This is a genomic window from Nicoliella sp. ESL1113 (genome assembly GCF_058509245.1).
On record NZ_CP196387.1, the window covers coordinates 251,472 to 276,246 of the forward strand.

A 24,775-nucleotide genomic window follows, 5' to 3' on the forward strand; every position below is an offset into this window, starting at 1 on the left:
ATGCTTTATAATAAATTTCAATTTAATAAAGTTAATGATAAAAAAGTCCTTCGGAAAGTAAAGAAGCATTGGGTAGTAGTTTCACTATCCATGCTTTCATTACTAGGAGGAGCAGCGGCAGTGAGTCATGGAACTGTCACTGTTAAGGCCGATGCTAATACTAGCTCTACATACGGTTCTGGATCAGCTAATGAAGATGAACAAAGCACTTCTGATGCTGGATCTAAGACTAGCGCTTCTGATAGTACGACTAGTTCTGCTAGTGCTTCAAGCAATAGCTCAACCACTTCAAGTAGTAGTGCCAGCTCAACGACTTCTAGTTCAGCTAGCAGCGATACTACTAGTTCGGATAGTAAATCAACTACTTCGTCAAGTGATAATACGAAGAGTTCATCAGCCGATGATAGCTCTGCAAGTTCTGCAAGCGCTTCTGCTAAATCAGAAGAAAGCGCTGGTTTTGCTGCGGCTTCATTAGCCGAAAAGAACGGTACTTCAGTACCAGCTAGTTCAGATGATAATTACAATAAAGGGGTCTTAGAGTATGATGCTTCAGCGGCTTCAGCTGCTACAGCATCATCTTCTAACTCTACTACCACTAGTTCAGCTGACTCCAATAGCTCAACGACTAATTCAGGTTCATCATCAGCTTCAACGACTAGTGATGTTACCAGTGATGTAATTAGTTTCCGTGATGGTGAGGGTTCAACAACTCCATCATCGACCTCAGCTCAAATCAGTGCTGCCATCAGTGCTGGTTTCTCAGCTGCTGCATCTGCGGCTTCAGCTGGTAAGACGCTTGCTAGTAGCTCAGATCCTAACTATAATAGCGGAATTGCAAGCTACACGAATTCAGTAGCTTACAGTTCGGCTTATTCTGCTGCATACACCGCATCTTCAAATGGATCGACGTACTCATACGCTGGAAATGACTCTAACGTCGCAAGTGCGGTCGCTTCTGCTAAAAGTGATTACGGTTCGTACAGCGTTGCATTTAACAGCGGGTTCTCTGCAGCCACTTCCGCAGCTTTAAACAGCGCTTCTGCTACCAGTGGATCCAATAGTGGTTTTAACAGTGGGATTATGGCCTACTACGCTACCAACGCTGGGGCTGTAGCCGCTTGGAACTCACTTCACCCAGATGACTTAAAGTCAGCAACCGATACGACCGACTCATTCACCGCAAGTAATGCCTTCTACGTGCAAGGTTACAACGCTACGATCAACGCGTTTACGACCTACAGTAGTGCCAACTCCGGAATCGGGACCCTATCCGGTGCATCTGCATACGGAAAGGACACCAACGGGGTTGGAACCAGCGTTGGGAGCAATGGTTCAGTTGACCTGACCAAGAGTGCCACCGTTGTGAACTCACCTAGCGACACTTCGCAAGCTTCTAACGGGGTCAATGCGCAGACTTCAGCCGCCGGGAATTTAGCCGGTACTGGGATCAATACCGCCGCTCCAGACCAAAGCTTAGCTTATAACTACGCCGTTGACTTCTTGCTCAGTCGGCAGGGGGCTTATGATGCTGAAACCGGGCGTTGGAATGGTCTGAACGGTTCGTCCGTCTTGACCAGTGCGACCCAATCAGCAAATAGTAATAACCCATATATTCAGGCCTACCAAGGGGCGACTGCGGCCATCAGTAGTAACCAAAGGGGGAACATTTTCCAAGTGAGTGCGCTCACTAACTCTCCAAGCAATAATTACTCATATGGTTACAATGACGTTGCCAATAAGGTTAATAACCAAAACATCGTCTTTGTTGATAGTACGAACGCCTTATCCAACTTTACGAACTTCATTAGCAGTACTTACACTAAGTCTGGTACCTACGAATTAAGATTTACTGCTGATATTAACCTGGGTTCAAATGGATATGGCACCTATGCTAGTAATAGTGGGATGAATTACATCTTCAACGGGCAAAACCACGTGGTTGATTTCCATTACACGACATCAATTATTAACTATACCAACTCCATTACGGTCGAAAACATGCGGAAAGAGTATGCTTATGACTACTATGGGCCAATTAACATGCAGGGGTCATCTTCTGGGAACATGATCATGAGAAATGTTAACTTTGAAGGTTCACAGCTTTATAACTCGACTGGTGCCGGGGTTAAGCTTTTGATTGATGGGACCGTGAATGCCTTAAGTGAACAAGCATATACCAGTCCTTATTACAGTAATTACGGAACTGCTAGTGGGACAAACCAACAAAATATCCAAACCGGTAACATGGAACTATTGCCAAACTCACACTACTACGGGACTACCCAAAATGGGAACGTTATCGAACTAGGTGGGAACTTAGTAATGGATCAAGGGTCTACAATGGACCTCTACCCAGCTGGTAATAGTGGTGAAGATATTGCCATTAATGGTGGCTCCAATGCAAATACTGGATTATTACTACTTAACGGTACTAGTGTGTTGACCATTAATAAGGATGCCAAATTAACCATTACTCCACAAACATCTACTCCAAACTCTTCTGATCCAACCGTTGGAAGCACGATTGCCAATGGGATTAGTTTAGCTTCCAATTCAACTGTTAACATTAACGGTGGGACCTTGGACCTCGAATACAATAAGACTACTGCTGATAATAACCCAACTAGGTTACTAGGAAACGTTAACGTCCAAAACGGTGGGACCTTTATCGCCCATGCAACATCTGGAATGACCGATGTTGGTAGTGGTGGAAACCTAGTTAAGGTTACCGGTTCCTTGAACGTTCAAAACCGTGGGAACTTGGAAGTTTACTCCGACGGTGGATTTACTGATTCTGGTATCGATTTGCTTTACAACTCTGGGAACATTACCATCAATAACCCTGGGAAGTACGTTGTATTTAGTAAGAATGGGCTCAACGGGGACTTAAGCACGGTTTCTAAGGGTCAATTCTTCAATACGGTGCCAATTAATGCCTACTCTGTTATGACGCAAATTGATAACACTACCGATCAAACTCCTCAATACCTAGCTAAAATTACTGGTACTTCTAATTCAACGATTCAAGTTTACAATCAAAACGGCCAACTCCAAAACGACACAGTTGTGAGTGCCTTTGATAATAGTAATTCCAAGTACCTAGCATTCCACGCCGTGCCAACCGTCTACATTAGTGGCCAACCATACCTGGTTGTGAATAGTAGCTCACTAAGTGGCTATTCAGCAGCAACTAAGTTGGAATTGACCAACGTTGACTCAACGAATGGGTATGTTTACGTGCGGGTAAGTACCAACGGAAATGATGAAAAGCCGGGCACCAATGATAACCCAGCTAGTGCTGCAGTTGATAATAACGGGATGATCACTAATTCTGGACAACCTTCATTGGCTTCAGGAATTAGCGAATCAGACTACCGGAACGCCTATACAGTTGCCATCCCAGTTGCTAGTTTCACATCTGGATCAGATGGGACCTACACTTACCTTTACACCCGTTCATTGAACGCCGTTAGTTCAGGGACTTCAGTTACCGACGTGAAGGTCGATGCACAATATGGGGTAACTAATAACTTGGCTGAAATTACTACCAGTAACGGGAGTACTGCAGCTAGCAATAGTACCTTGAACCCTGCTACTTCAGCCATTGTTAATAATAGTGGAACTACTAGCGGAACGATTACTGGAAACGCCCAAGTGCCAGATAGTACCGGTTCATACACTAGTTCCGCTAATTCTGCATCCGTTGCTGCTGGTTCATACGCAAACGGTGCACAATCAGTTGCTAGTGCAATGACTTCATACTCCAGCGTTGCATCTAGTGCATCTTCTGTAGTTTCCAGCTTTAACAGCTCTGCACAATCAATTGCAAGTAACAGTAGCGCGCTTTCAAGCAATTCTAGTTATTCAGCAACGGTCAGTTCCGCTGTAGCTGCAATTAGTGCTGCTAACAAGGATGCAAGCTCGCAATCATCATTAGCTAGCTCTGCTAGTGTAGCAGCAAGCAATGCAATTGCGTCTGCCTTTGCAGCTTCAACGGCTGCTAGTTCTTACGCTATTTTAGCTTCCAGTGCTGCCCAAAGTTTTGCTGCTGTTTCAGGAGCGAGCGCCCAAACCTCGGTTAACAACTTGGTTTCTAGCTACGCTTCCCAAGCAGTTGCAGCAGCAGCATCTGCATACAACCAATCCTCTGCAGTTACCTCAATCAATAACAGTGGATCATTGGCTGCTTCTCAGGCCGTTTCTGATGAAATGAGTGCTGCAATCGCTGCCTTTGCGCTCAGCTCTGCCTACACCAGTGTTCAAGCTTCTAGCGCTGATTCATTAGCTAGTCAAGCTAACTCCGAAGATGTCACGATCAATAACAATAAGTCCGCTGTGGATTCAGACTTCACCAGCGTTAGCAGCATTGCTAGTCTTTACCCATCCAATGCAGATATTAAGAGTGACCAATCAGTAGCATCTTCAGCTTCTGCTACTTTATCATCCGCTTACGCTGCTGGTTCATCTGCTAATTCAGATGCCCAAGTGGCTAAGGCTTCAGCTGATGCTGCTGAAAGTAACGCATCATCAGTAGCCGCTGCAGCTTCTGCTGCCGTATCGACTGCTGCTGCTCAATTATCAGCTGCTCAAAGCTTTGCTTCTGCTGGTAATAGTGTATCTGCGCAATCTGCATTAATTGCTGCTGGTTCTGCAAGTACCAATGCATCGACTGCTGATAGCAATTTGAACATTTACACTTCCGCCGCTTCTGCTGCCAACGTGAAGGCTTCTTCCGCTGAATCAGTAGTTGCTGCTAACTTGAAGTCTGCGAGTGCCGCTGCTACTGCAGCTAATTCAGCTGCTGCTAATGCTAGTTCAGTTGCTACTAGTATCGCTAAGAGTACTGCGGATAGTGCTAGTTCACTTGCTTCCAATGCCTCTAGTGCCGCATCGACAGCTGCAACTGGATCTGCAAATGGGGCTTCTGATGCCTCAAACGTATCTTCACACGCTAATTCGACTTCCGTAGATGCATCGAGTGCTGCATCTTATAATTCAAATGCTAGCGGTGACTCAAGTGCTGCATCGAGTGCCAATAGTGCTGCTCAATCAGCTTCAGCTGCTAATCCAGGCAACAGCACCGTTTCCAGTGCTGCTAGTGTTGCATCCTCTGCCACTTCAACGGTTAGTTCTGCTGCCAGTGTTGCATCGGCTGCTAATTCGGCTGCCCAGGATGCCAAGAGTAAGGTTGATAGTGACAATGCCAAGGCTTCTAGCGCTAACTCTGTTGCTAGTTCTGCTGCGATTGCCGCTAGTTCTGCATCCGTAGTTGCTTCGTCCGAAGCTGCTGCCGGTAACCAATCTGCTGCATCCAGTGCGGTTTCAGTTGCTTCTGCTGCTGCCGCTGCTGGTTCGACTGCAGCTAATGATGCATCTGATGCTAATACCGATGCCAGCACACAAGCCTCAGTTGCCTCGAGTGCTTCCGCTGCTGGTAAGGCTGCTGCAAGCACCGCTTCTTCTGCTAACGCTACGGTTCAATCTGCTAACAATGTTATTACCTCAGTCGCTGGATCGGCTGCTGCTGATGCTAAAGCCGCTGCTTCCGCTGCATCAAAGGCCTCTGCTGATGCTTCTAATGCTGCAACACCATCATCCAGTGCCAATAGTGCTAACGATGCTGCCAAGAGTGCATCATCCGTTGCGAGTGCTGATTCTGCAGCCGCTGGTTCCTCAATTGCATCCTCAATTGCCCCAGCCCAAAGTGCTGCAAACAGCATGAACAGTGCTTACCCAAGCAACGCGGCCGTAAGCAGTGCTTCTGCTGTCATCTCAAGTGCCGCATCGACTGCTAGTTCCGCTGCCACTGACGCAACTTCCGCATCCAGTGATGCGAACTCCGCCAGCGCTGCTGCTAGTTCACACGCTGCCGCCCAAAGTGCCGCTGCTAGTGATGCGAGTGCCCAAGCTGCTACTGCTAAATCCGCTGCTGCTGCTGCTAGTTCCGCTGCCAATGCTGGGAACGCTAATGCTGCTAGTTCTGCTAACGCCACTGCGCAAAGTGCTGCTGCGCAAGCATCTGCCGATAGTAGTAACGCAACTTCCGAAGCTAACGCTGCAGCCAGTGAAGCTGACAAGGCCAAGAGTGCTGCTTCTCGAGCATCTAGTGATTCTGCAGCCATTAGTAGTGCTGCCCAATCCGCAAGCTCTGCTGCATCTGCTGCATCTGCAAACGTAAATGGTGGATCAACTGCTAATAGTAACGCCAGTGATGCCGTTAAGAGTGCCGACAGTGCTTCGATTGCTGCATCCAGTGCCGCAACTGGTTCTGCTAACGGTGCTTCTGATGCCTCCAATGCATCATCACACGCTAACTCCGTTGCTTCTACCGTTGCCAGTGTTACTGATTCCAGCAATGCTACTAGTCTAGCTACTTCATCCGCTAATTCATATGCTAATGATGCTAAGTCAATTGCTAGTGCTAACTCCGGTAATCAAGCTATTTCCAGTGCCGCTTCAGTTGCTAGTTCTGCTGCTTCCGTCGCTGCATCCGCATCTAGTGATGCCGATAATGCTAGTTCTACTGCCGCTGCTGCTAAGTCACAAGCTGACTCTGACAATGCCAAGGCAGCTAGTGCTAACACGACGGCTAGTTCTGCTGCGTCCGTTGCGCGTGCTCAATCAACCGCTGCCAGTGAAGCCGCTGCGAATGGTGATTCAGCTGGTGCATCCAGTGCTGCTTCTGCTGCCAATTCCGCAGCCGTTGTAGCATCCAATGCTGCCACTGACGCATCGAATGCCAATGCCGACGCTTCTTCAGCTGCAGATAGCGCCAATGCTGCTTCTGCGAAGGCATCAACTGCTTCATCAGTTGCATCCAGTGCCAACGCTGCTGCTCAAGCTGCTGATGCTAATGCTTCTTCAATTGCTAAAAATGGTGATTCTGCTGCGAACGCTGCTGATTCCGCTGCGAAGGCTGCCAGTGAAGCGGCATCCGTTGCCAATCAGGCTGCATCCAACGCTACCAGTGGGGCTGCCAGTGCTAATACGGCTGCAAATAGCTACTCAGCTGAAACTAGTTCCGCTTCCAGCACTGCTGCTCAATCAGCAACCTCAGTTGCTTCAGCGCAAAACTCAATCAGCTCAATGACGAGTCAATACCCAAGCAACGCAACCGTAAGCAGTGCTGCTGCTACGATTTCTAATGCTGCTGGGGTGGTTAGTTCTGCTACTAAGGACGCCACTGATGCCTCTAGTGCTGCTAACTCCGCCAGTGCTTCTGCTAGTTCATATGCTGCTGCTGCTTCTACAGCTGCGAGTGATGCTAATGCCCAAAGTACGGCTGCTAGTTCAGCTGCAGTAATTGCACACTCCGCTGCCTCCGCTGGGAATACTTCATTGGCTAGTTCAGCTGCCGCAACTGCTAAAGCTGCTCAAACCGCTGCTGAAACCGATAGTAGTGCTGCCGAAGCTGCAAGTACTGCTGCTGATTCCCAAGTTGCTTCTGGAAAGGCTGCCTCTGAAAAGGCATCTAGTGCTTCTTCCGCAATTGCTAGTGCTGCTCAAGCTGCTAGTGCCGCTGCCAGTGCCGCTGCTGCGAATACTAATGCTGGTTCAGGCGCTAATGCCGAAGCTTCAACTGCAGTTGATAATGCCGACAAGGCTTCCAGTGAAGCATCCAGTGCCGCCACTGGTTCCGCAAATGGATCCGCTGACGCCTCGAATGCTGCATCCCACGCTAACTCAGTTGCTTCAGACGTTGCCAATGTTTCTAACTCCAGCAACGCCACTAGTTTAGCTAATTCATCTGCCCAATCTTACGCTGGAACAGCTTCTGCGATCGCATCTGCAAATCCAAATAATACGGTGGTATCCAGTGCGAACTCAGTTGCCCAATCTGCTGCTGCTGTCGCTTCATCCGCATCTAACGATGCAAACAGTGCTAGTTCCACTGCCGCTGCTGCTAAGTCACAAGCAGACTCTGACAACGCCAAGGCATCCAGTGCTAACATCGTTGCAAGTAATGCTGCTTCTGCAGCCCGTTCTGCATCCAGTGCCGCTAGCGAAGCCGCTGCTAATGGTAATTCATCTGCTGCCCAAAGTGCTGCCGATGTTGCCAGTCAACAAGCATCCAGTGCGCAAAGTGCTGCTACTGACGCTTCAAATGCGAATGCCGATGCTTCTTCAGCTGCATCGAACGCTAGTGCTGCTTCAGCTAAGGCATCGACTGCATCATCCGTTGCTGCTAGTGCTAATGCCGCTGCTCAAAAGGCCGCTCAAGACGCTGCCAACGCTGCTAACGGAGATAAGGCCACGACTGCTGCCGATAGTGCTGCTTCAGCTGCTAAGAGTGACGCTTCTGCCGCTGCTAATGATGCTTCCAACGCCTCAAGTGGGGCTACCAGTGCATCATCTGCAGCTGATGACTACTCTAAGGCTGCCAGCTCTGCATCTAGCACCGCTGCCCAATCACTTAGTTCGATTACTGATGCATCCAGTTCTGCAAACAGCTTGAAGAGTGCTTACCCAAGCAACTCAGCTGTTTCGAATGCGGTTGCTTCAATTACGAGTGCATCATCCACTGCTGCATCCGCTTCTAAGGACGCTACCGACGCATCCAGTGCTGCTAACTCAGCTAGTTCTGCTGCTAGTTCATACGCATCTGCTGCAAATTCAGCTGCTAATGATGCCAGCACCCAAGCTTCAATTGCTAGTTCCGCTGCATCCGTTGCGCACTCTAAGGCTTCTGCCGGTGATGCTTCTGGTGCGAGTGAAGCTGCTACTTCCGCTGAAAATGCACAAAAGGCTGCTGATACTGATAATGCCAATGCTTCTTCTGCATCTGCTTCCGCTGCCAGTGAAGCTGCTGCTGGTTCAAGCGCTGCATCCAAGGCCGAAAGTGCATCCAGTGTCATCTCAGATGCTGCTAAGGCCGCTAGTGAAGCCGCTTCCTCCGCTGCTGCGAATGCTAACGCTGGATCAGGTGCTAACACCGATGCATCCAACGCCGTAAACAGAGCTAACCAAGCCTCCGTTGACGCATCCAGTGCCGCAACTGGTTCTGCCAGTGGTTCAGCTGATGCTTCTAATACCGCATCACACGCTAACTCAGTTAACTCTGATGTTGCTAGTGTTACTGCTTCTAGTTCTGCTACTAAGTCAGACGCCGCAGCTGCTTCGACAGCTGCCGATAACGCTAAGTCAATTGCTTCGGCTAACCCAAGCAACACAGCGGTTTCCAGTGACGCTGCCACTGCTTCCACAGCTGCTTCCACTGCTGCATCTGCATCTAGTGATGCTGATAATGCTAGCACCGCCGCTTCCGCTGCTAAGTCGCAAGCTGACTCTGACAACGCTAAGGCATCGAATGCTAACAGTGTTGCAAGTACCGCTGCTTCTGCAGCTCGTTCTGCATCCACTGCCGCTAGTGAAGCTGCCGCCAAGGGTGATTCATCTGCTGCCCAAAGTGCAGCCACCGTTGCTAGTCAACAGGCTGACAGTGCCCAAAGTGCCGCTTCCGACGCATCGAATGCTAATGCTGATGCTTCTTCAGCTGCCGCTAACGCCAGTGCTGCATCTGCTAAGGCATCCATTGCTTCATCTGTTGCCGCTAGTGCCAACGCTGCTGCCCAAAAGGCCGCTCAAGACGCTTCTGCGAATGCTAACGCTGGCGCAGGTGCAAACTCTGAAGCTGCTAACGCTGTTGATAGAGCTAACCAAGCATCCATTGCTGCATCGAGTGCCGCAACTGGTTCTGCCAGTGGTTCTTCTGATGCTTCAAATGCTGCATCACACGCTAACTCAGTTGCTTCAGACGCTGACAGTGTTGCTAATTCTAATACAGCTACAATCAGTGATGCTTCCAGTGCAATTTCATATGCAAGTACGACCGCTTCCATTGCATCTGCTAACCCAGATAACACGGTCGTATCCAGTGCTAACTCGGTAGCTAGTGCTGCATCTGCTGCTGCAAGTTCAGCTAGCACTGATGCCTCCAATGCGAATGCATCTGCTAGTTCTGCTAACACTCGGGCTAGTTCCGACAACTCTAAGGCATCCAGTGCCAACACCGTTGCAAGTAGTGCCGCTTCAGCTGCTCGTTCCGCATCCGCTGCCGCTAGTTCCGCTGCTGCTAAGGGTGATTCAGCCACTGCCCAAAGCGAAGCTACCATTGCCAGTCAACAGGCTGACAGTGCCCAAAGTGCCGCTACCGACGCATCGAGCGCTAACGCCGATGCATCCAGTGCCGCTTCCGATGCTAGTGCTGCTTCTGCGAAGGCATCCACTGCTTCATCCACTGCCGCTAGTGCTAACGCCGCTGCTAAGTCAGCAGAAGAAGCTGCAACCGCTAACGTTAACAGTGGAAACGCTGCTAACAATTCCGCCGCTGCTGCTTCTACTGCTGCATCGTCCACTGCAAACGATGTGCCATCAGTTGCCAGCTCCGCAACTGATAGTGCCAAAAGTGCTTCAGCAGTTGCTAGCGTAGTAAGTTCCGTAAACAGTGCGATCTCACAAGCTACGACTAGCGCATCTGACGCTAAGGATTCCGTTTCTTCAATGGCATCTAACACCCCTGGCAACAGTGCCGTTAACAGTGCTACTTCCGTTGTAAGTAGTGCTTACTCCGCTGCTAGTTCTGCTAGTGCCGACGCATCTCACCAAAACTCAATTGCTCAATCAGCAAGCACGACCGCATCTGTAGCTAGTTCAGCTGCTAGTTCAGCTAACTCCGCTGCTGCTGATGCTGCCAGTCAAGCTGCTGCTCAATCAACTGCTGCCAGCAATGCTGCTAAGTCAGGGGACACCAGTGCTGCTTCAACCGCTGCAAGTAACGCTGCTTCATACGCAAGCAAAGCTTCTGATGAAAGCAACGCTGCGAAATCCGCAAGTGCTTCTGCTGAAGCCGCAAGTAAGGCTGCCGATGCTGCTAAGTCAGCAATCGATAGTGATAGTGCAACTGCTTCGAGTGCTGCCTCTGACGCTACTTCCGCTGCTGCCGCTGCATCAAACGCATTGGACAGTGGCAACCAATCTGCTGCCGCATCTGCTGCTGCTAAGGCTGGTCAAGACAGTACCGCTGCTGGAAGTGCATTCAGTTCTGCCCAATTGAACTCCAATGCTGCTTCCAAGGCATCTGCTGATGCTAGTTCTGCAAATTCACTTACTAGCAGTGATGCTGGTGTCGTTAGTTCTGCATCTGCTACAGTTAACAGCTTGAACAGTAACAACAGTGATAACCCAGTTGTATCCAGCGCATCATCTGCAATTGCATCCGCATCCGCTGTTGCTTCATCAGCATCATCTGACGCTGTGATCGCTAATAGCGCTGCGAGTGCTGCTAAGGCATCTGCTGACTCTGCCGTTGATAGTGCTAAAGCTGCTTCAACCGCTGCTTCAAATGCTGCATCCACTGCTAGTTCATACGCTAGTCAAGCTGCCTCTGCTAAGGGGAACGATGCTTCCTCATTAGCCAGCCAAGCAGAATCTGCTGCTGCTAATGCTGACACTGCTTTGAGCAGTGCTAACAGTGCATCTAACGCTGCGAACTCCGCTGCCCAAAACGCTACTAGTGCTGCTCAACGGGCTGCTTCTGATCAATCAGTTGCATCCAGTGCTGCTCAAGTTGCATCCAATGCTGCTACGAACGCATCTAACGCCGTTTCTGCTGGAATCTCCAGTGCCAACAGTGTGGTTAGTTCAGCTAACTCCGTAGTGCCATCTGCATCAACTGCTACTTCTAACGCAGCTAGTGATACTAGTGATGCTAGTTCAGCTACTAACAAGGACTCATCAACCGCAAGTTCAGCTAACTCAGCTGCTAAGTCAGCTGCTGATAGCGCTGCCGTTGATTCTGCTGATGCTGCTTCGATTGCATCCGCAAATCCATCTGATGCTTCACTTGCTTCAGATGCTAGCACCGCATCCAGTGCCGCTAGTGCTGCTAAGTCCAACGCTAGTGACGCTAGCTCAGCTTCCCAAGATGCATCTTCTGCATCATCCACTGCATCCAGTGCCAACTCAGTTGCATCCAGTGCCAATGCCGATGCTAGTTCAGCTAATACTGACTTCTCATCCGCATCTGCTGCTGAATCATCTGCTGCTAAGGCTAATAACAGTTCAGCTGCCGCTAGTGCTGCAAGTGCTGCAGCATCAGCTGCTGCTAAGATTCAATCCGCTGCTTCGGTTGCTAGTGCTGCATCTAATGCTGCTGCTAGTGCTAAGGCTGCTGGTGATAAGGCTGCCAGTGTTGCATCTTCTGCTGTTAGTGCCGCTGCATCTAATGCTGCCGTTGCCAGTTCTGCTGATAGTGATGCTAATGCTAAGAGTAGCGCAACTTCATCCGCTAACTCCGCTGATTCACAAGCAGGGAACAGCATTGCTAGTTCAGCTGTTTCTGCTGCTACTTCCGCTTCCAGCACCGTTGCACCAATTGCTAGTGCTACTAGTACTAATGCATCTAATGCTGATAGCTATGCTAAGGTTGCTAGTGATGCCAATAGTGGTGCCGGCGTTTCATCAAGCGTTGCATCCGGTGACTCTGGTGCCGTAAATAGCCTTGCTTCTCAATATCCACAAAACAAGATCGTTTCAAGTGCTGCTGTTGTTGTTAGTTCCGCAACCAGTGTGGTTAACTCAGCCAACACTGTTGCATCTAGCGCAAACTCAGTTGCTTCTAACGCTAAATCTGCTGCTGATGCTGCTTCAAACGATGCTGTTCAACAAAACTCAGTTGCTAGTTCTGCTGTTGACGCCGCTAAGAGTGCCAGTTCCGCTGCTGCTTCTGCTTACTCAGCAGGTAGCTACGCTGCCGGTGACAAGTACGCGCGGGTAGCTTCCCAAGCTGCTGCTGATGCCAGCTCCGCCGTTGCTAAGGCCCAAGGCGACTCATCCACTGCTAGCCAAGCCGTTGTTGACGCATCTAATGCTGCATCAACTGCTACTTCCGAATCAATCGTGGCATCAAATGCTGCTTCTGATGCTAATACCGCATTGGATTCCGCTAATAGCGCTGCCAATGCTGCTAATGCATATGCTTCCGGTGCTGCTAAGAATGCAAGCATCGCATCATCTGCTGCTAGTGCTGCTGCTAAGAACAGTAATGGAACCAGTGATGCCAACTCAGTTGCTTCTAACGACGCATCCAACGCTTCCATCTCATCCAGTGTGGCATCGAGTGCCAACTCGATCGCTTCAGATGCTAACAGTAATGCATCGAGTGCTAACTCAATTGCTATTTCTGCACTATCTGGTCACTCTAGTGATGCTTCCATTGCATCTGATGCCTCAGTTGCTAGCTCTGCTGATAACGTTGCATCCAGTGCTAACAACCAAGCATCTAGTGCTACTTCTAGTGCTAGTGCCGCTAGTGTTGCCGTTGCATCTGCTTCTGCAAATGCCAATGCTGCTACTTCAACTGCTAACGCTGCTAAGTCTGCAGCTTCAACTGCTGCTAGCGAAGCTGCTAGTGCTGCTGCTACTGGTGATAACTCTACTGCAGAATCAGCCAGTGTCGTTGCTTCACAACAAGCAAGCATTGCATCAGCTGCTGCTGACTCTGCCAACACTGCTCGTTCAACAGCTGATAGTGAATCAGCCGTTGCATCCAGTGCTGCTTCCGTAGCTAGTTCTGCTGCTTCAGTTGCCAGTTCTGCTGGTGCCGTAGCTAGTCAAGCTGCTGCTGATGCCCAAAGTCGGGCTGCTAAGTTGGATTCATCCAATGCAGCATTAAACTCCAACCGGGCTTCCAATGCTGCGAGTGCTGCTTCTGCTCACGCATCCAATGCTGACAGTTACGATAAGGCTGCTTCAATTGCCAATGACAGTGCCCAAAGTGCAAGTGCCGTAACTAGTTCATCAGCTAGTGCTACTAGCACTGCCACTACAGCTGTTAACTCAATTGCTAGTCAATACCCAAGCAACTCGGTTATTAATCATGCCAGTGCCGTAGCTAGCCAAGCTAGTTCTGCTGCTGCATCTGCTAATGCTGATGCTTCCGTTGCCGGGAACCAAGCTAGTGCCGCTAAGGATTCCGCTGACTCTGCTAAGAGTATCGCTGACGCTGCCGCTTCTGCTGCAAGTTCAGCCAACGCTGCTGCTAAGTCTGCTGCAAGCACTAGCAACCCATACGATTCAAGCGCTGCCGAATCTGCTGCCAGTGCTGCTGAATCTGCTAATAGCGTTGCATCCACTGCTGAAAACAATGCATCCGATGCCGCTTCTGCTGCTAAGTCTGCATCTGATCGGGCCAACACTGACTCATCAATTGCTAGTTCAGCTGCTCAAGCTGCTTCTGCTGCTCAAAGTACTGCTGAAGCTGCCAGTGCTGCTATTAACACTGCTAACAGCATTGCTAGTGATTCAGCTAAGGCATCGAGTGCTTCATCTGCAATCTCAAGTGATTCTGCTAACACCGCAAAGGCTGCTTCTGAAGCCGACACTTCTGCTAACAGCGTTGCAAGTAGCAATGCCAATGCAAGTAACAGTGCCGCTGCTGCTGGTTCAGCTGCCTCTACTGCTGCTTCAATGGCCAGTGCTCACTCTGACAACTCAGCAATGAGTAATGCTGCTTCTGAAGCTAACGCTGCTGCATCTAGTGCTGCTGCTGCCTCCTCTGCCGCATCGAGTGCTAACTCTGCTGCACAATCTGCACAAAGTCGGGCTAACAGTGATAGTGCGAAGGTATCCAGTGCCAACTCAGTTGCATCAAGTGCATCGAGTGCCATTGCTTCCGCATCTGCTGCAGCCCAAAACGCTGCTTCCAATGGGGATCCTTCAACCGCTGCTGCTCAATCTAAGGTTGCTAGTGAAGCCGCTGCCTCAGCTGCTCAAGCTGCTGCTGATGCCAGTGCTGCTAACAATGATGCTTCAAGTGCTTCAAATGATATGAGTTCCGCTAGTGCTGCTGCTCAATCTGCAAGTACGAACGCATCCACTGCTAATTCCGCAGCCCAATCCGCAAATAACTACATCCACACCATCAATGGAAGTGGATATGATGACGTTACCTCAGCCGAAAGTGCTGCTCGGGCTGCCTCCATTGCTGCAAGTTCAGCAGGGGACACCGCCGGAAGTTCTTCCAATGGTGCTGATAGCTTCGCAGCCGATGCTTCTAAGGCATCCGAAGCTGCTAATGCATCCTCTAAGACTGCTAACGATTCAATGGGCTCAGTTACCTCAGCTAATACTGAAATTACTTCCCTTCACAGCAATAACCCAAGCAATGCTATTGTTAACAGTGCATCCAGCGTAATCAGTGCTGCTTCTAAGGCTGCTAGTGATGCTTCAGATGCTGCAACTTTTGCATCATCATCTGCTAATAGTGCTTCCGTTGCTGCTAGTTCATTTGCATCTGCAGCTAATAATGCAGCTCAATCCGCAAGTGTTCAATCATCAATTGCTTCATCTGCCGCATCTGCTGCTAGATCTGATGCAAATGCTGGTGATGTTTCAGCTGCTTCTGCTGACGCTGCCAATGCCATTGCTGCTAAGAATTCTGCTGACACGTTTAACAGTGCTGCCAGTGCTGCTCGTGATTCCGCATCCAGTGCCCAATCCGTTGCTAGTGATCAAGCAACCAGTGCAGCTAGTGCCCAAGTCGTTGTATCTAGTGCTGCCGAAGCTGCTTCTAAGGCTGCTTCTGAAGCTGCTGCTAACGTTGCTCAAGTATCTGGTGATAGTGCCGTGGCTAGTTCCGCTGATTCAGTTGCATCTAGTGCCGTTGCACCAGTTCCATCTGAAACTTCTGATACTGACTCCAACGCTGCTGCTGTTTCATCCGAAGCCGATAGCGTAAAGGCATCATCTGAAGCCGTTGAATCTGCATCTGTTGCTACTAGCTCTGCTGCTGCCGTGGTTAACTCAATGATTTCAGCTAATCCATCAAACAGCTCACTTGCTTCTGCATCATCTGCAATTGCTAGTGCCACTGCTGCTGCCACTGCTGCATCTAAGGATGCTAATGCTCAAAACTCAGCTGCTCAATCTGCATCTACTGCCGCTTCAATCGCAAGTAGCAATGCCAATGCTGCATCCACAGCTGCATCCACAGCATCATCTGGGGCTGCCAAGGAATCCGCTGCTGCTAGTTCCGCTTCCGTAGCTGGTGATTCCAGTGCTGCTGATAGCGCTGCATCTGCTGCGAAGTCATATGCATCTGATGCTGTGACTGCCGCTTCCTCCGCTGCTGCTGCTAATAAGGCTGCCAGTGATGCTAGATCCGCTGCTGACTCCGCATCTGCTGCTGCTGATAACGACTCAAAGGCCGCTTCAGAAGCTGCATCCGCTGCTGCTAGTGCCCAAAGTTCAGCTGGTAGCACCATTGATAGTGGTGAAGCTTCTAACGCTGGAAGTGATGCTAAGCATGCCGGCGACGATAACAGTGCTGCTGGTTCAATCTCGGCTGCTGTATCCAATGCCGCTAATGATGCTTCATTGAAGTCCAGCCAAGCTAGCGTTTCATCCAGTGAAGCTAGCGAATCAACCAGTGGGGTTAACTCCGCTGCTTCCGTTGTTAACAGTATCTTCAGTAATAACAGTGGTAATTCTGTAATTGCTAGTGCTTCATCCGTAGTTAGTTCCGCAAGTTCAGCTGCTAACTCTGCATCTTCTGATGCAACCAGTGCCTCTGCCGATGCTTCTAAGGCTAAGTCAGATGCTGACGTTGCTTCGTCTAATGCTAACAAGGCCTCAACTGCTGCATCTACCGCTGTATCCGAAGCTAATTCATATGCTTCCGCTGCATCTGCTGCTCACGGTTCTGATGCTAAGTCACTTGCTGACAAGGCCGCATCCGCTGCTGCCGATGCTGATACCGCATTATCAAGTGCCACTGCAGCATCCACTGCTGCTGCTGATGCTGATAGTCGGGCAGCTAGTGCTTCTGCACGGGCTGCTGCCGATTCTAAGACTGCTGCTGATGCTAGTTCTGCTGCATCTGCTGCCACTGCTAGTGCCACTGCTGCTAGTCAAGCTATTTCCAACGCCGGAAGCGCTCAAACAATTACTGCTGGTGCTGGCAAGTTCGTTAGTGCTGCATCAGTTGCATCTAGCGATGGTAATAGTGCTGCTGCTTCAGCCGTATCTAACGCATCCAATGCTGCAACTAGTTCCGCTGCAACCAGTGGTGACGTTACTAACTTGAGTTCTAACGGTGACGTAGTTAACAGCATTGCATCTGCAAACCCAACGAACTCTTCAGTTGCTTCTGATGCTAGTCTCGTTGCTTCATATTCAGCTGATGCTTCTAAGGCATCTGCTGCTGGATCAACTGCTGCATCGAATGCCGTCATTGATAGTTCTAATGCTAACTCATTTGCTCAATTAGCATCTAGTCAATACGCTGCTGCTGTTGCTGCATCCAGTGCTGCACAAAGTTACGCTAACGCTGCTACTAGTTACGCTGCCAGCGGTGATAGTGCTAATGCATCCACTGCTGCTAGCCAAGCTGTTTCAGCAGTTTCCGCTGCTAGTCAAGCTGCTTCGAACGGTTCATCATACACTAACCAAGCCGTTAGTGCCGCTCAAAAGGCAACTGCTGAATCACAAAATGCAGCTTCAGCTAAGGCCGCTACTAATAGTGATGCTAACAATGTTTCAACCATTAAGATCAGCCTTGCTGCTTCAGTTACTTCAGTTAACAACGCTGCATCTAGTGAAGCCGCTTCTGCTCAACCAGTTGCATCCAGTGCTTCATCCGATGCCAGTGCTGCTGCTTCTGGAACTGTAGTTAACAGTAATTCTGCTGATTCCAGTTCATCACTTGCTAGTTCCGCTAACGATGCTGCAAGTACTGCTGCTGCTAACGCCAGTGATGCTGCTTCAGCTGCCGTTAACGCCGCATCTAACAACCCAACTGATTCATCAATTGCTAGTGATGCTGTCGTTGCTGCTTCTGCTGCTAAGGTTGCATCCAGTGCTGCTGGAACTGCCCTTAGTGCATCTAGCAACGCGCGGGTAGCTTCATCTACTGCCAATAGTGCTAACTCAGTTGCTTCATCAGCTAACACCACTGCTGGTAATGATTCATCTGCTGCATTGAGTTACGCTATCCAAGCTGATTCAGCATCTAGTGCTGGTAACATGTCAAATGCTAAGAGCTACGCTGACTTAGCATCCAGTGCCGCCGCTGCCGCTGCTGCTCAAGCTGTAATTGCTAACAATGCTTCTGCTGCTGCCGCTCAAGCTGCTAAGGATGCATCTAACGCTGCTTCTCAAGCAATTGCTGCCAATAATGTTGCACAATCAGCTAACGCCGTTGCTTCTGCTGCTGGTAGTGATGCTACCAAGGGAAGTACTGCTAACTCATCTGCTGCAACTGCTGATACCAGCGCTGCATCTAGTGCCAACTCAGTTGCACCAGGATTTGCAAGTGGGGCATCTGTAAGTGCTAGTCAAGCTAGTTCTGATGATCAAGATGCTGCTAAGTACTCTAGTGAAGCATCTGCTGCTAATAGTGGTGCCGATGTATCATCATCCGCAGTTAGTGCTGATAGTCAATACGCAAGCAATGCGGTTTCTGCTAACCCAAGCAACACCGTTGTTAGCTCCGCTGCTTCCGTAATTAACTCTGCCAACACTGTTACTTCAAGTGCTTCAGCTGATGCTAGTTCTGCCAATGCGCAAGCTTCAACTGCTAAGTCAAATGCCGATGCTGCTGCTAATACCGCAAGTTACCAAAACTCACTTGCTCAAAAGGCCGCAACCGATGCATCAGCTGCTAATTCAAACGCCTCATCAGCATACGCTGCTAAGGATTACTCCGCTGGAAACAGTTATGCCAACGCTGCAGTCCAAGCTGCATCCAATGCATCAACTGCCAGTTCCAATGCCGCATCTGCCGCCGCCGCTGTTAAGAGTGCTACTGATTCAGCATCTGCTGCTAATGCTAAGGCACAAGCCGACTCAGTTGCTGCATCTAATGCTGCATCTGCTGCCTCTGCCGCTAGTGCTGCCATCAGTAATGCTGTTCAAACTCAAAATTCACAAACCAGCGTTGCTTCATCCATTTCAAGTTCAGCTTCTGCTGCTGAAAGTGAAGCCGCTGATGCTAATACCAATACTGGTAAGAACAATGCTGCTACTTCATCTAACGCGAGTGCAACTGATTCAGTTGCAAATCAAGTTAGCTCCGCTGCTAGCCTAGCTAGTTCACAAGCTGATGCTGCTAACAGTGCTTCAAGCGTAGCTTCATCAGTAATGAGCGATGAAAATTCAGCTGATCCTGCTACTACTTCAGCTCTTTCAAGTGATGCTTCAACCGCTGCATCTGCTGCATCTGCTGCAAATGATGCTAAGACTTCTGCTGCATCTGCTAAAACCGCTGCAGATTCTGCTTCTGCTAGTGCTAATGCTGCTTCAACTGCTGCATCTAACGCTAGAAGTAATGCAACCTCAGCTAAGAGCGCTGCTACTAGCCTTGCTAGTTTAGCTTCATCTGCTGCCGTTGCTGGTAACAGTTCCGCTGCTGATAGTTACAATAGTCAAGCTAAGTCCGCTGCTGATGCTGCCAGTTCACAAAACGCAAGTGCTCAAAATGCAGATTCAGCTGCTGCTAGTGCAAGTACGGTTGCTTCAACTGCTGCATCTAATGCTTCAGCAGCTTCAACTGCTGCAAGTCAAGCTTCCTCAACTGCATCTAGTGCTGCATCTGATGCTCAATCTAGAGCTGCTAAATACGACGCTAACCAAAGCAAGAAGCGGGCATCCAATGCTGATTCTGCCACTGATAGCGATGCTGCCGCTGTTTCTGGTAACAGTTCCGCTGTTAATAGTGATTCAGCCGTAACCAGTGCTGCTGTTTCTAACACTACGGACGCTTCAAACAGTGCTAATTCTGCTGCTAGCGCCACTGCATCACAAGCCTTAGCTCATCCTAAGAACTCCGTCATTGCTAGTGCTAACTCAACTGCTAACTCAGCTTCAGCAGTTGCTAGTCAAGCTGCTAACGATGCTAGTGCTGCTAACGCCATCGTAAGCAGTGCTTCAGGAGTTGTAAATTCTGCTTCTGCCGCAGTTAGTGGTGCGCAAAGTGCTGCTTCCGATGCTTACTCATCAGCAGCTAGCTACGCTTCTGCAGCTAGTGATCCAAACGCTACTCCAGCCCAACGGTCAACTGCTAGAAGTGCCGCTGCAAGTGCTGCTGATAGTGCTGCTTCACAAGAACAAATTGCATCTAAGGCTGCTGCTGCAGCAAGCAACGCAACTAACGATGCTGCAAATGCTACGAGTCGGGCTAGTCGGGATCAATCAATTGCTTCAACTGCTGCTTCTCAAGCTGCTGATGCCAATTCTGCTGCTAGTGCCGCTGCCGCTGCTGGAACCCAAGGGGATGCCAGTGCCAATGCTTCTTCATCCGAAGCTGCTAGTGCAAACACTGCTGCATCCAACGCTGCCAGTGGTGCTAACAATGATGCTGTCTTAGCATCTAGTTACGCAAGCAACGCAAATTCATCAACTAGCCAAGCTTCTGCTTCTGACAGTCTTGCATCTAGCGTTGCCACTTCTGCAAACAGTTACGCTTCTGCACATCCTGGCAACAAGGTGGTTAGCTCCGCTGCTTCAGTTGTTAACTCCGCTGCTTCAGTTGCCAGCTCCGCTCATGCAGACGCCAACTCTGCTAACTCCGATGCCCAATCAGCTAAGAGTACCGCCAGTGCTGCTGCTCAATCAGCAAGCAGTGCCAGCGTAGTTGCTAGTTCTGCTGCTACACTTGCATCTAGTTATGCTAGTGCTGCTAAGAGTTACGCTAGCGATGGTGATCAATCAGCTGCTGATAACGCCAATGCATCAGCTGCCGCTCAAGCCGCAACTGCATCAACTGCTGCATCAAACGCTGTTGTTGCTAGTCAAACTGCATCAACTGCTGTTAAATCAGCATCCAGTGCTGCTGCTAGAGCTGCTAACGACGCTAAGACTGCTGCAGATGCTGCATCGACCGCTAGTTCAGCAACTAACGATGCCAATAACGCCGCTAACGCTGGTGATCAAGGTTCCGCTAGTGCCAGCGCTGCTAACTCGGTTGCATCCAATGCTAACACCGCCGCATCTAACGCTGCCAGTGGTGCTAACAACGATGCTGCCTTAGCATCTAGCTACGCTTCCGATGCTAGTGCTTCAACTGACACTGCATCTAAGGCTGACACGAATGCTTCTTCCGATGCTGCCAGCGCCACTGCCTTCTCATCTGCACATCCAAATGATAAGGTAGTTAGCTCCGCCGCTTCAGTTGCGAACTCCGCTGCTGCTGTAGTAAGTTCAGCACATGCAGATGCCAACTCAGCCAACTCTGATGCTCAATCAGCTAAGTCGGCTGCATCTAACGCCGCTGCTTCTGCAAACGATGCCAGCGTTACTGCTAGTCAAACTGCCAGTGCTGCTGAATCTGCCGCTAGTGTTGCCAAGAGCTACGCTAGTGCAGGGGATGCCGACTCTGCATCGAGTGCTAACTCGGTTGCTGCTAGCCAAGCTACTGTTGCTAGCCAAGCCGCTAGTCAAGCCGTCGTTGCTAGTCAAACTGCATCCACTGCCGTCGTTTCAGCATCCAGTGCTTCTGCTAGAGCTGCTTCTGACGCCAAGGTTGCTACCGACGCTGCTGCATTAGCAAGCTCCGCTAACACGGCTGCTTCTAACGCTGCCGCAACTGGTAACCAAGGATCAGCCAGTGCAAGTACTGCCAACTCCAGTGCTGCTAGTGCTAACACCGCTGCATCTAACGCTGCTAGTGGTGCTAACGACGATGCTTCTAATGCTGCTAAGTACGCAAGTGAAGCTAGTGCTTCAACTAGTGATGCATCTAATTCTGATAGTTCTGCTGCTGATGACGCTACTTCCGCTAATAGCTACGCTTCCGCACATCCTGGCAACAAGGTGGTTAGCTCCGCTGCTTCAGTTGTTAACTCAGCTGCTGCGGTTGCCAGCTCCGCTCATGCTGATGCAAACTCAGCCAACTCTGATGCACAATCAGCTAAGTCGGCTGCATCCACCGCTGCTGCTTCTGCTAACTCGGCTAGCGTTACTGCCAGTCAAGCTGCAGGTTCTGCTGAATCAGCTGCCAACGCCGCTAAGTTATTTGCTTCTAGTGGTGAAGCTGAATCTGCTGCCAGTGCCAATGCGGTTGCTTCGCAACAAGCTGCCGCTGCGAGCCAAGCTGCTAGCGAAGCCGTTGTTCAAAGTCAAACTGCATCCACTGCCGTTGTTTCCGCATCGAGTGCTTCTGTGAGAGCCGCTAATGATGCCAAGACTGCTGCCGATGCTGCTAGCTTAGCTAGTTCCGCTAATAACGATGCTAAGAACGCCGCTAACGCCGGTGATCAAGGTTCCGCTAGTGCCGATGCTGCTTCCAACAAGGCTGCTAACGCTAACACCGCTGCATCAAATGCTGCTAGTGGTGCTAACAACGATGCTGCCTTAGCATCCAGTTACGCTTCCGATGCCAGTGCTTCAACGAACACTGCATCGACTGCCGACACCACGGCATCCAGTGCTGCTGCATCTGCGACTGCCTTCTCATCAGCACATCCTAACAACTCTGTAGTTAGTTCCGCTGCTTCAGTTGCTAACTCCGCTGCTGCGGTTGTAAGTTCTGCTCATACCGATGCAAACTCCGCTAACGCTGATGCACAAGCAGCTAAGTCGGCTGCATCCAGTGCCGCTGCTTCTGCTAACGCTGCCAGCGTTACTGCTAGTCAAACTGCCAGTGCTGCTGAATCTGCCGCTAGTGTTGCTAAGAGTTACGCAAACGAAGGAAATGCCGACTCTGCATCCAGTGCTAACGTAGTGGCTTCTACCCAAGCTGATGCTGCTAGCCAAGCCGCTAGTCAAGCTGTTGTTGCTAGTCAAACTGCTTCAACTGCCGTTGTATCTGCATCTAGCGCTTCCGTAAGAGCCGCTAGTGACGCTAAGGTTGCTACCGATGCTGCCAGCGTGGCAATCTCCGCTAATGCCATTGCTTCCAACGCTGCTAACGCCGGTAACCAAGGATCAGCAAGTGCAAGTACTGCTAACTCAGTTGCTGCTAGTGCTAACACGGCTGCTTCCAATGCTGCCAGTGGTGCTAACAACGATGCTTCCTTAGCAGCTAGCTACGCTTCCGATGCCAGTGCTTCAACTAACACAGCATCAACTGCTGACACCAATGCTGCTAGTGCTGCTGCGACTGCGACTGCCTTCTCATCAGCTCATCCTGCTAACAAGGTAGTTAGTTCAGCTGCTTCAGTTGCTAACTCCGCTGCATCAGTTGCAAGCTCAGCTCATGCCGATGCAAACTCCGCTAATGCTGATGCTCAATCCGCTAAGTCTGCTGCATCGAGTGCCGCTGCTTCTGCTAACGCTGCTAGTGTTAACGCAAGCAACGCTGCTCAATCCGCTGAATCAGCTGCTAATGCTGCTAGCGTCTTCGCAGATAATGGGGACACCGTTTCCGCTGCGAGCGCCAACGCGGTTGCTTCACAACAAGCTGCCAATGCCAGTGTAGCTGCCAGTCAAGCCGTTGCTCAAAGCCTAGTTGCTTCGACCGCTGTTCAATCAGCATCGAGTGCTTCTGTACGGGCTGCTAATGATGCCAAGGTTGCTACCGATGCTGCCAACATCGCAAGCTCAGCTAACACTGCTGCTTCGAATGCTGCTGCAACTGGTAACCAAGGATCAGCCAGTGCAAGTACTGCCAACTCAGTTGCTGCTGGTGCTAACACGGCTGCTTCTAATGCTGCCAGTGGTGCCAACAACGATGCTAGCCTAGCATCCAGTTACGCTGCTGATGCCAGTGCTTCAACTAACACTGCATCGACTGCCGATACGGCTGCTGCTAGTGCTGCTGCAAGTGCAACTGCCTTCTCATCAGCAAACCCAGCTAACAAGGTAATCAGCTCTGCTGCTTCCGTTGCTAACTCGGCTTCTGCTGTGGCTAGTTCCGCCCATGCCGATGCTAACTCTGCTAATGCTGATGCTCAATCAGCTAAGTCAGCTGCATCAAGTGCCGCTGCTTCTGCTAACGCTGCTAGTGTTAACGCTAGTCAAGCTGCCAGTGCCGCTGAATCCGCCGCTAGTGTTGCTAACAGCTACGCTAGTGCAGGTGATGCTGAATCTGCATCCAGCGCCAACGTTGTAGCTTCTAACCAAGCTGCTGCTGCTAGTCAAGCTGCTAGTCAAGCCATCGTTGCTAGTCAAACAGCTTCAACCGCTGTTCAATCAGCATCGAGTGCTTCTGCTAGAGCCGCTAGCGATGCAACTGTTGCTACCAATGCTGCTAACACGGCTGCTGCTGCCAACAGCGCTGCTTCATCCGCTGCTGCTGCTGGTACTCAAGGATCAGCTAGTGCAACTGCTACTTCCAGTGAAGCTGCTAGTGCAAACACTGCTGCTTCGAATGCTGCTAATGGTGCCAATCAAGATGCCAGTGCCGCTGCTAGTTATGCAAGCAATGCTAGTTCATCAACTAGCGCTGCTACCTCTGCAGACGGTCAAGTGAACTCCGTTGTATCTGCTACGAACAGCATTGCTTCGGCTCACCCTGACAACGTGGTAATCAAGTCTGCTAACTCAGTTGCTAATTCAGCTGCTTCAGTTGCTAACTCTGCAACTTCAGACGCTGCAATTGCTAACTCCGCTGCTCAATCCGCTAAGAGTGCTGCAAGCTCCGCTGCAGATTCTGCTAACCTTGCTAGTTCGGTTGCAAGTTCTACCGCAACGCTCGCATCTAGCTATGCTAGTGCTGCTAAGAGTTACGCTAGTGCTGGTGATGAATCTGATGCTGCGATCGCTAATGCATCCGCTGCTGCTCAAGCTAACCTAGCTAGTTCGGCTGCTGTTCAAGCTGTCAATGCTTCCGTTGTTGCTT

1 protein-coding gene (running past one end of the window) is annotated in these 24,775 nt (G+C 50.1%); it reads left to right on the forward strand.

Going from position 1 to position 24,775, the window contains the following annotated elements; genetic code table 11:
- Positions 1 to 24,775 carry the 5' portion of a DUF5776 domain-containing protein gene (locus tag ACSYTJ_RS01135; protein ID WP_491719949.1) on the forward strand. It continues 2,234 nt past the right edge of the window, so the window shows 24,775 of its 27,009 coding nt (coding positions 1-24,775); its start codon is at positions 1 to 3; the stop codon falls past the right edge of the window.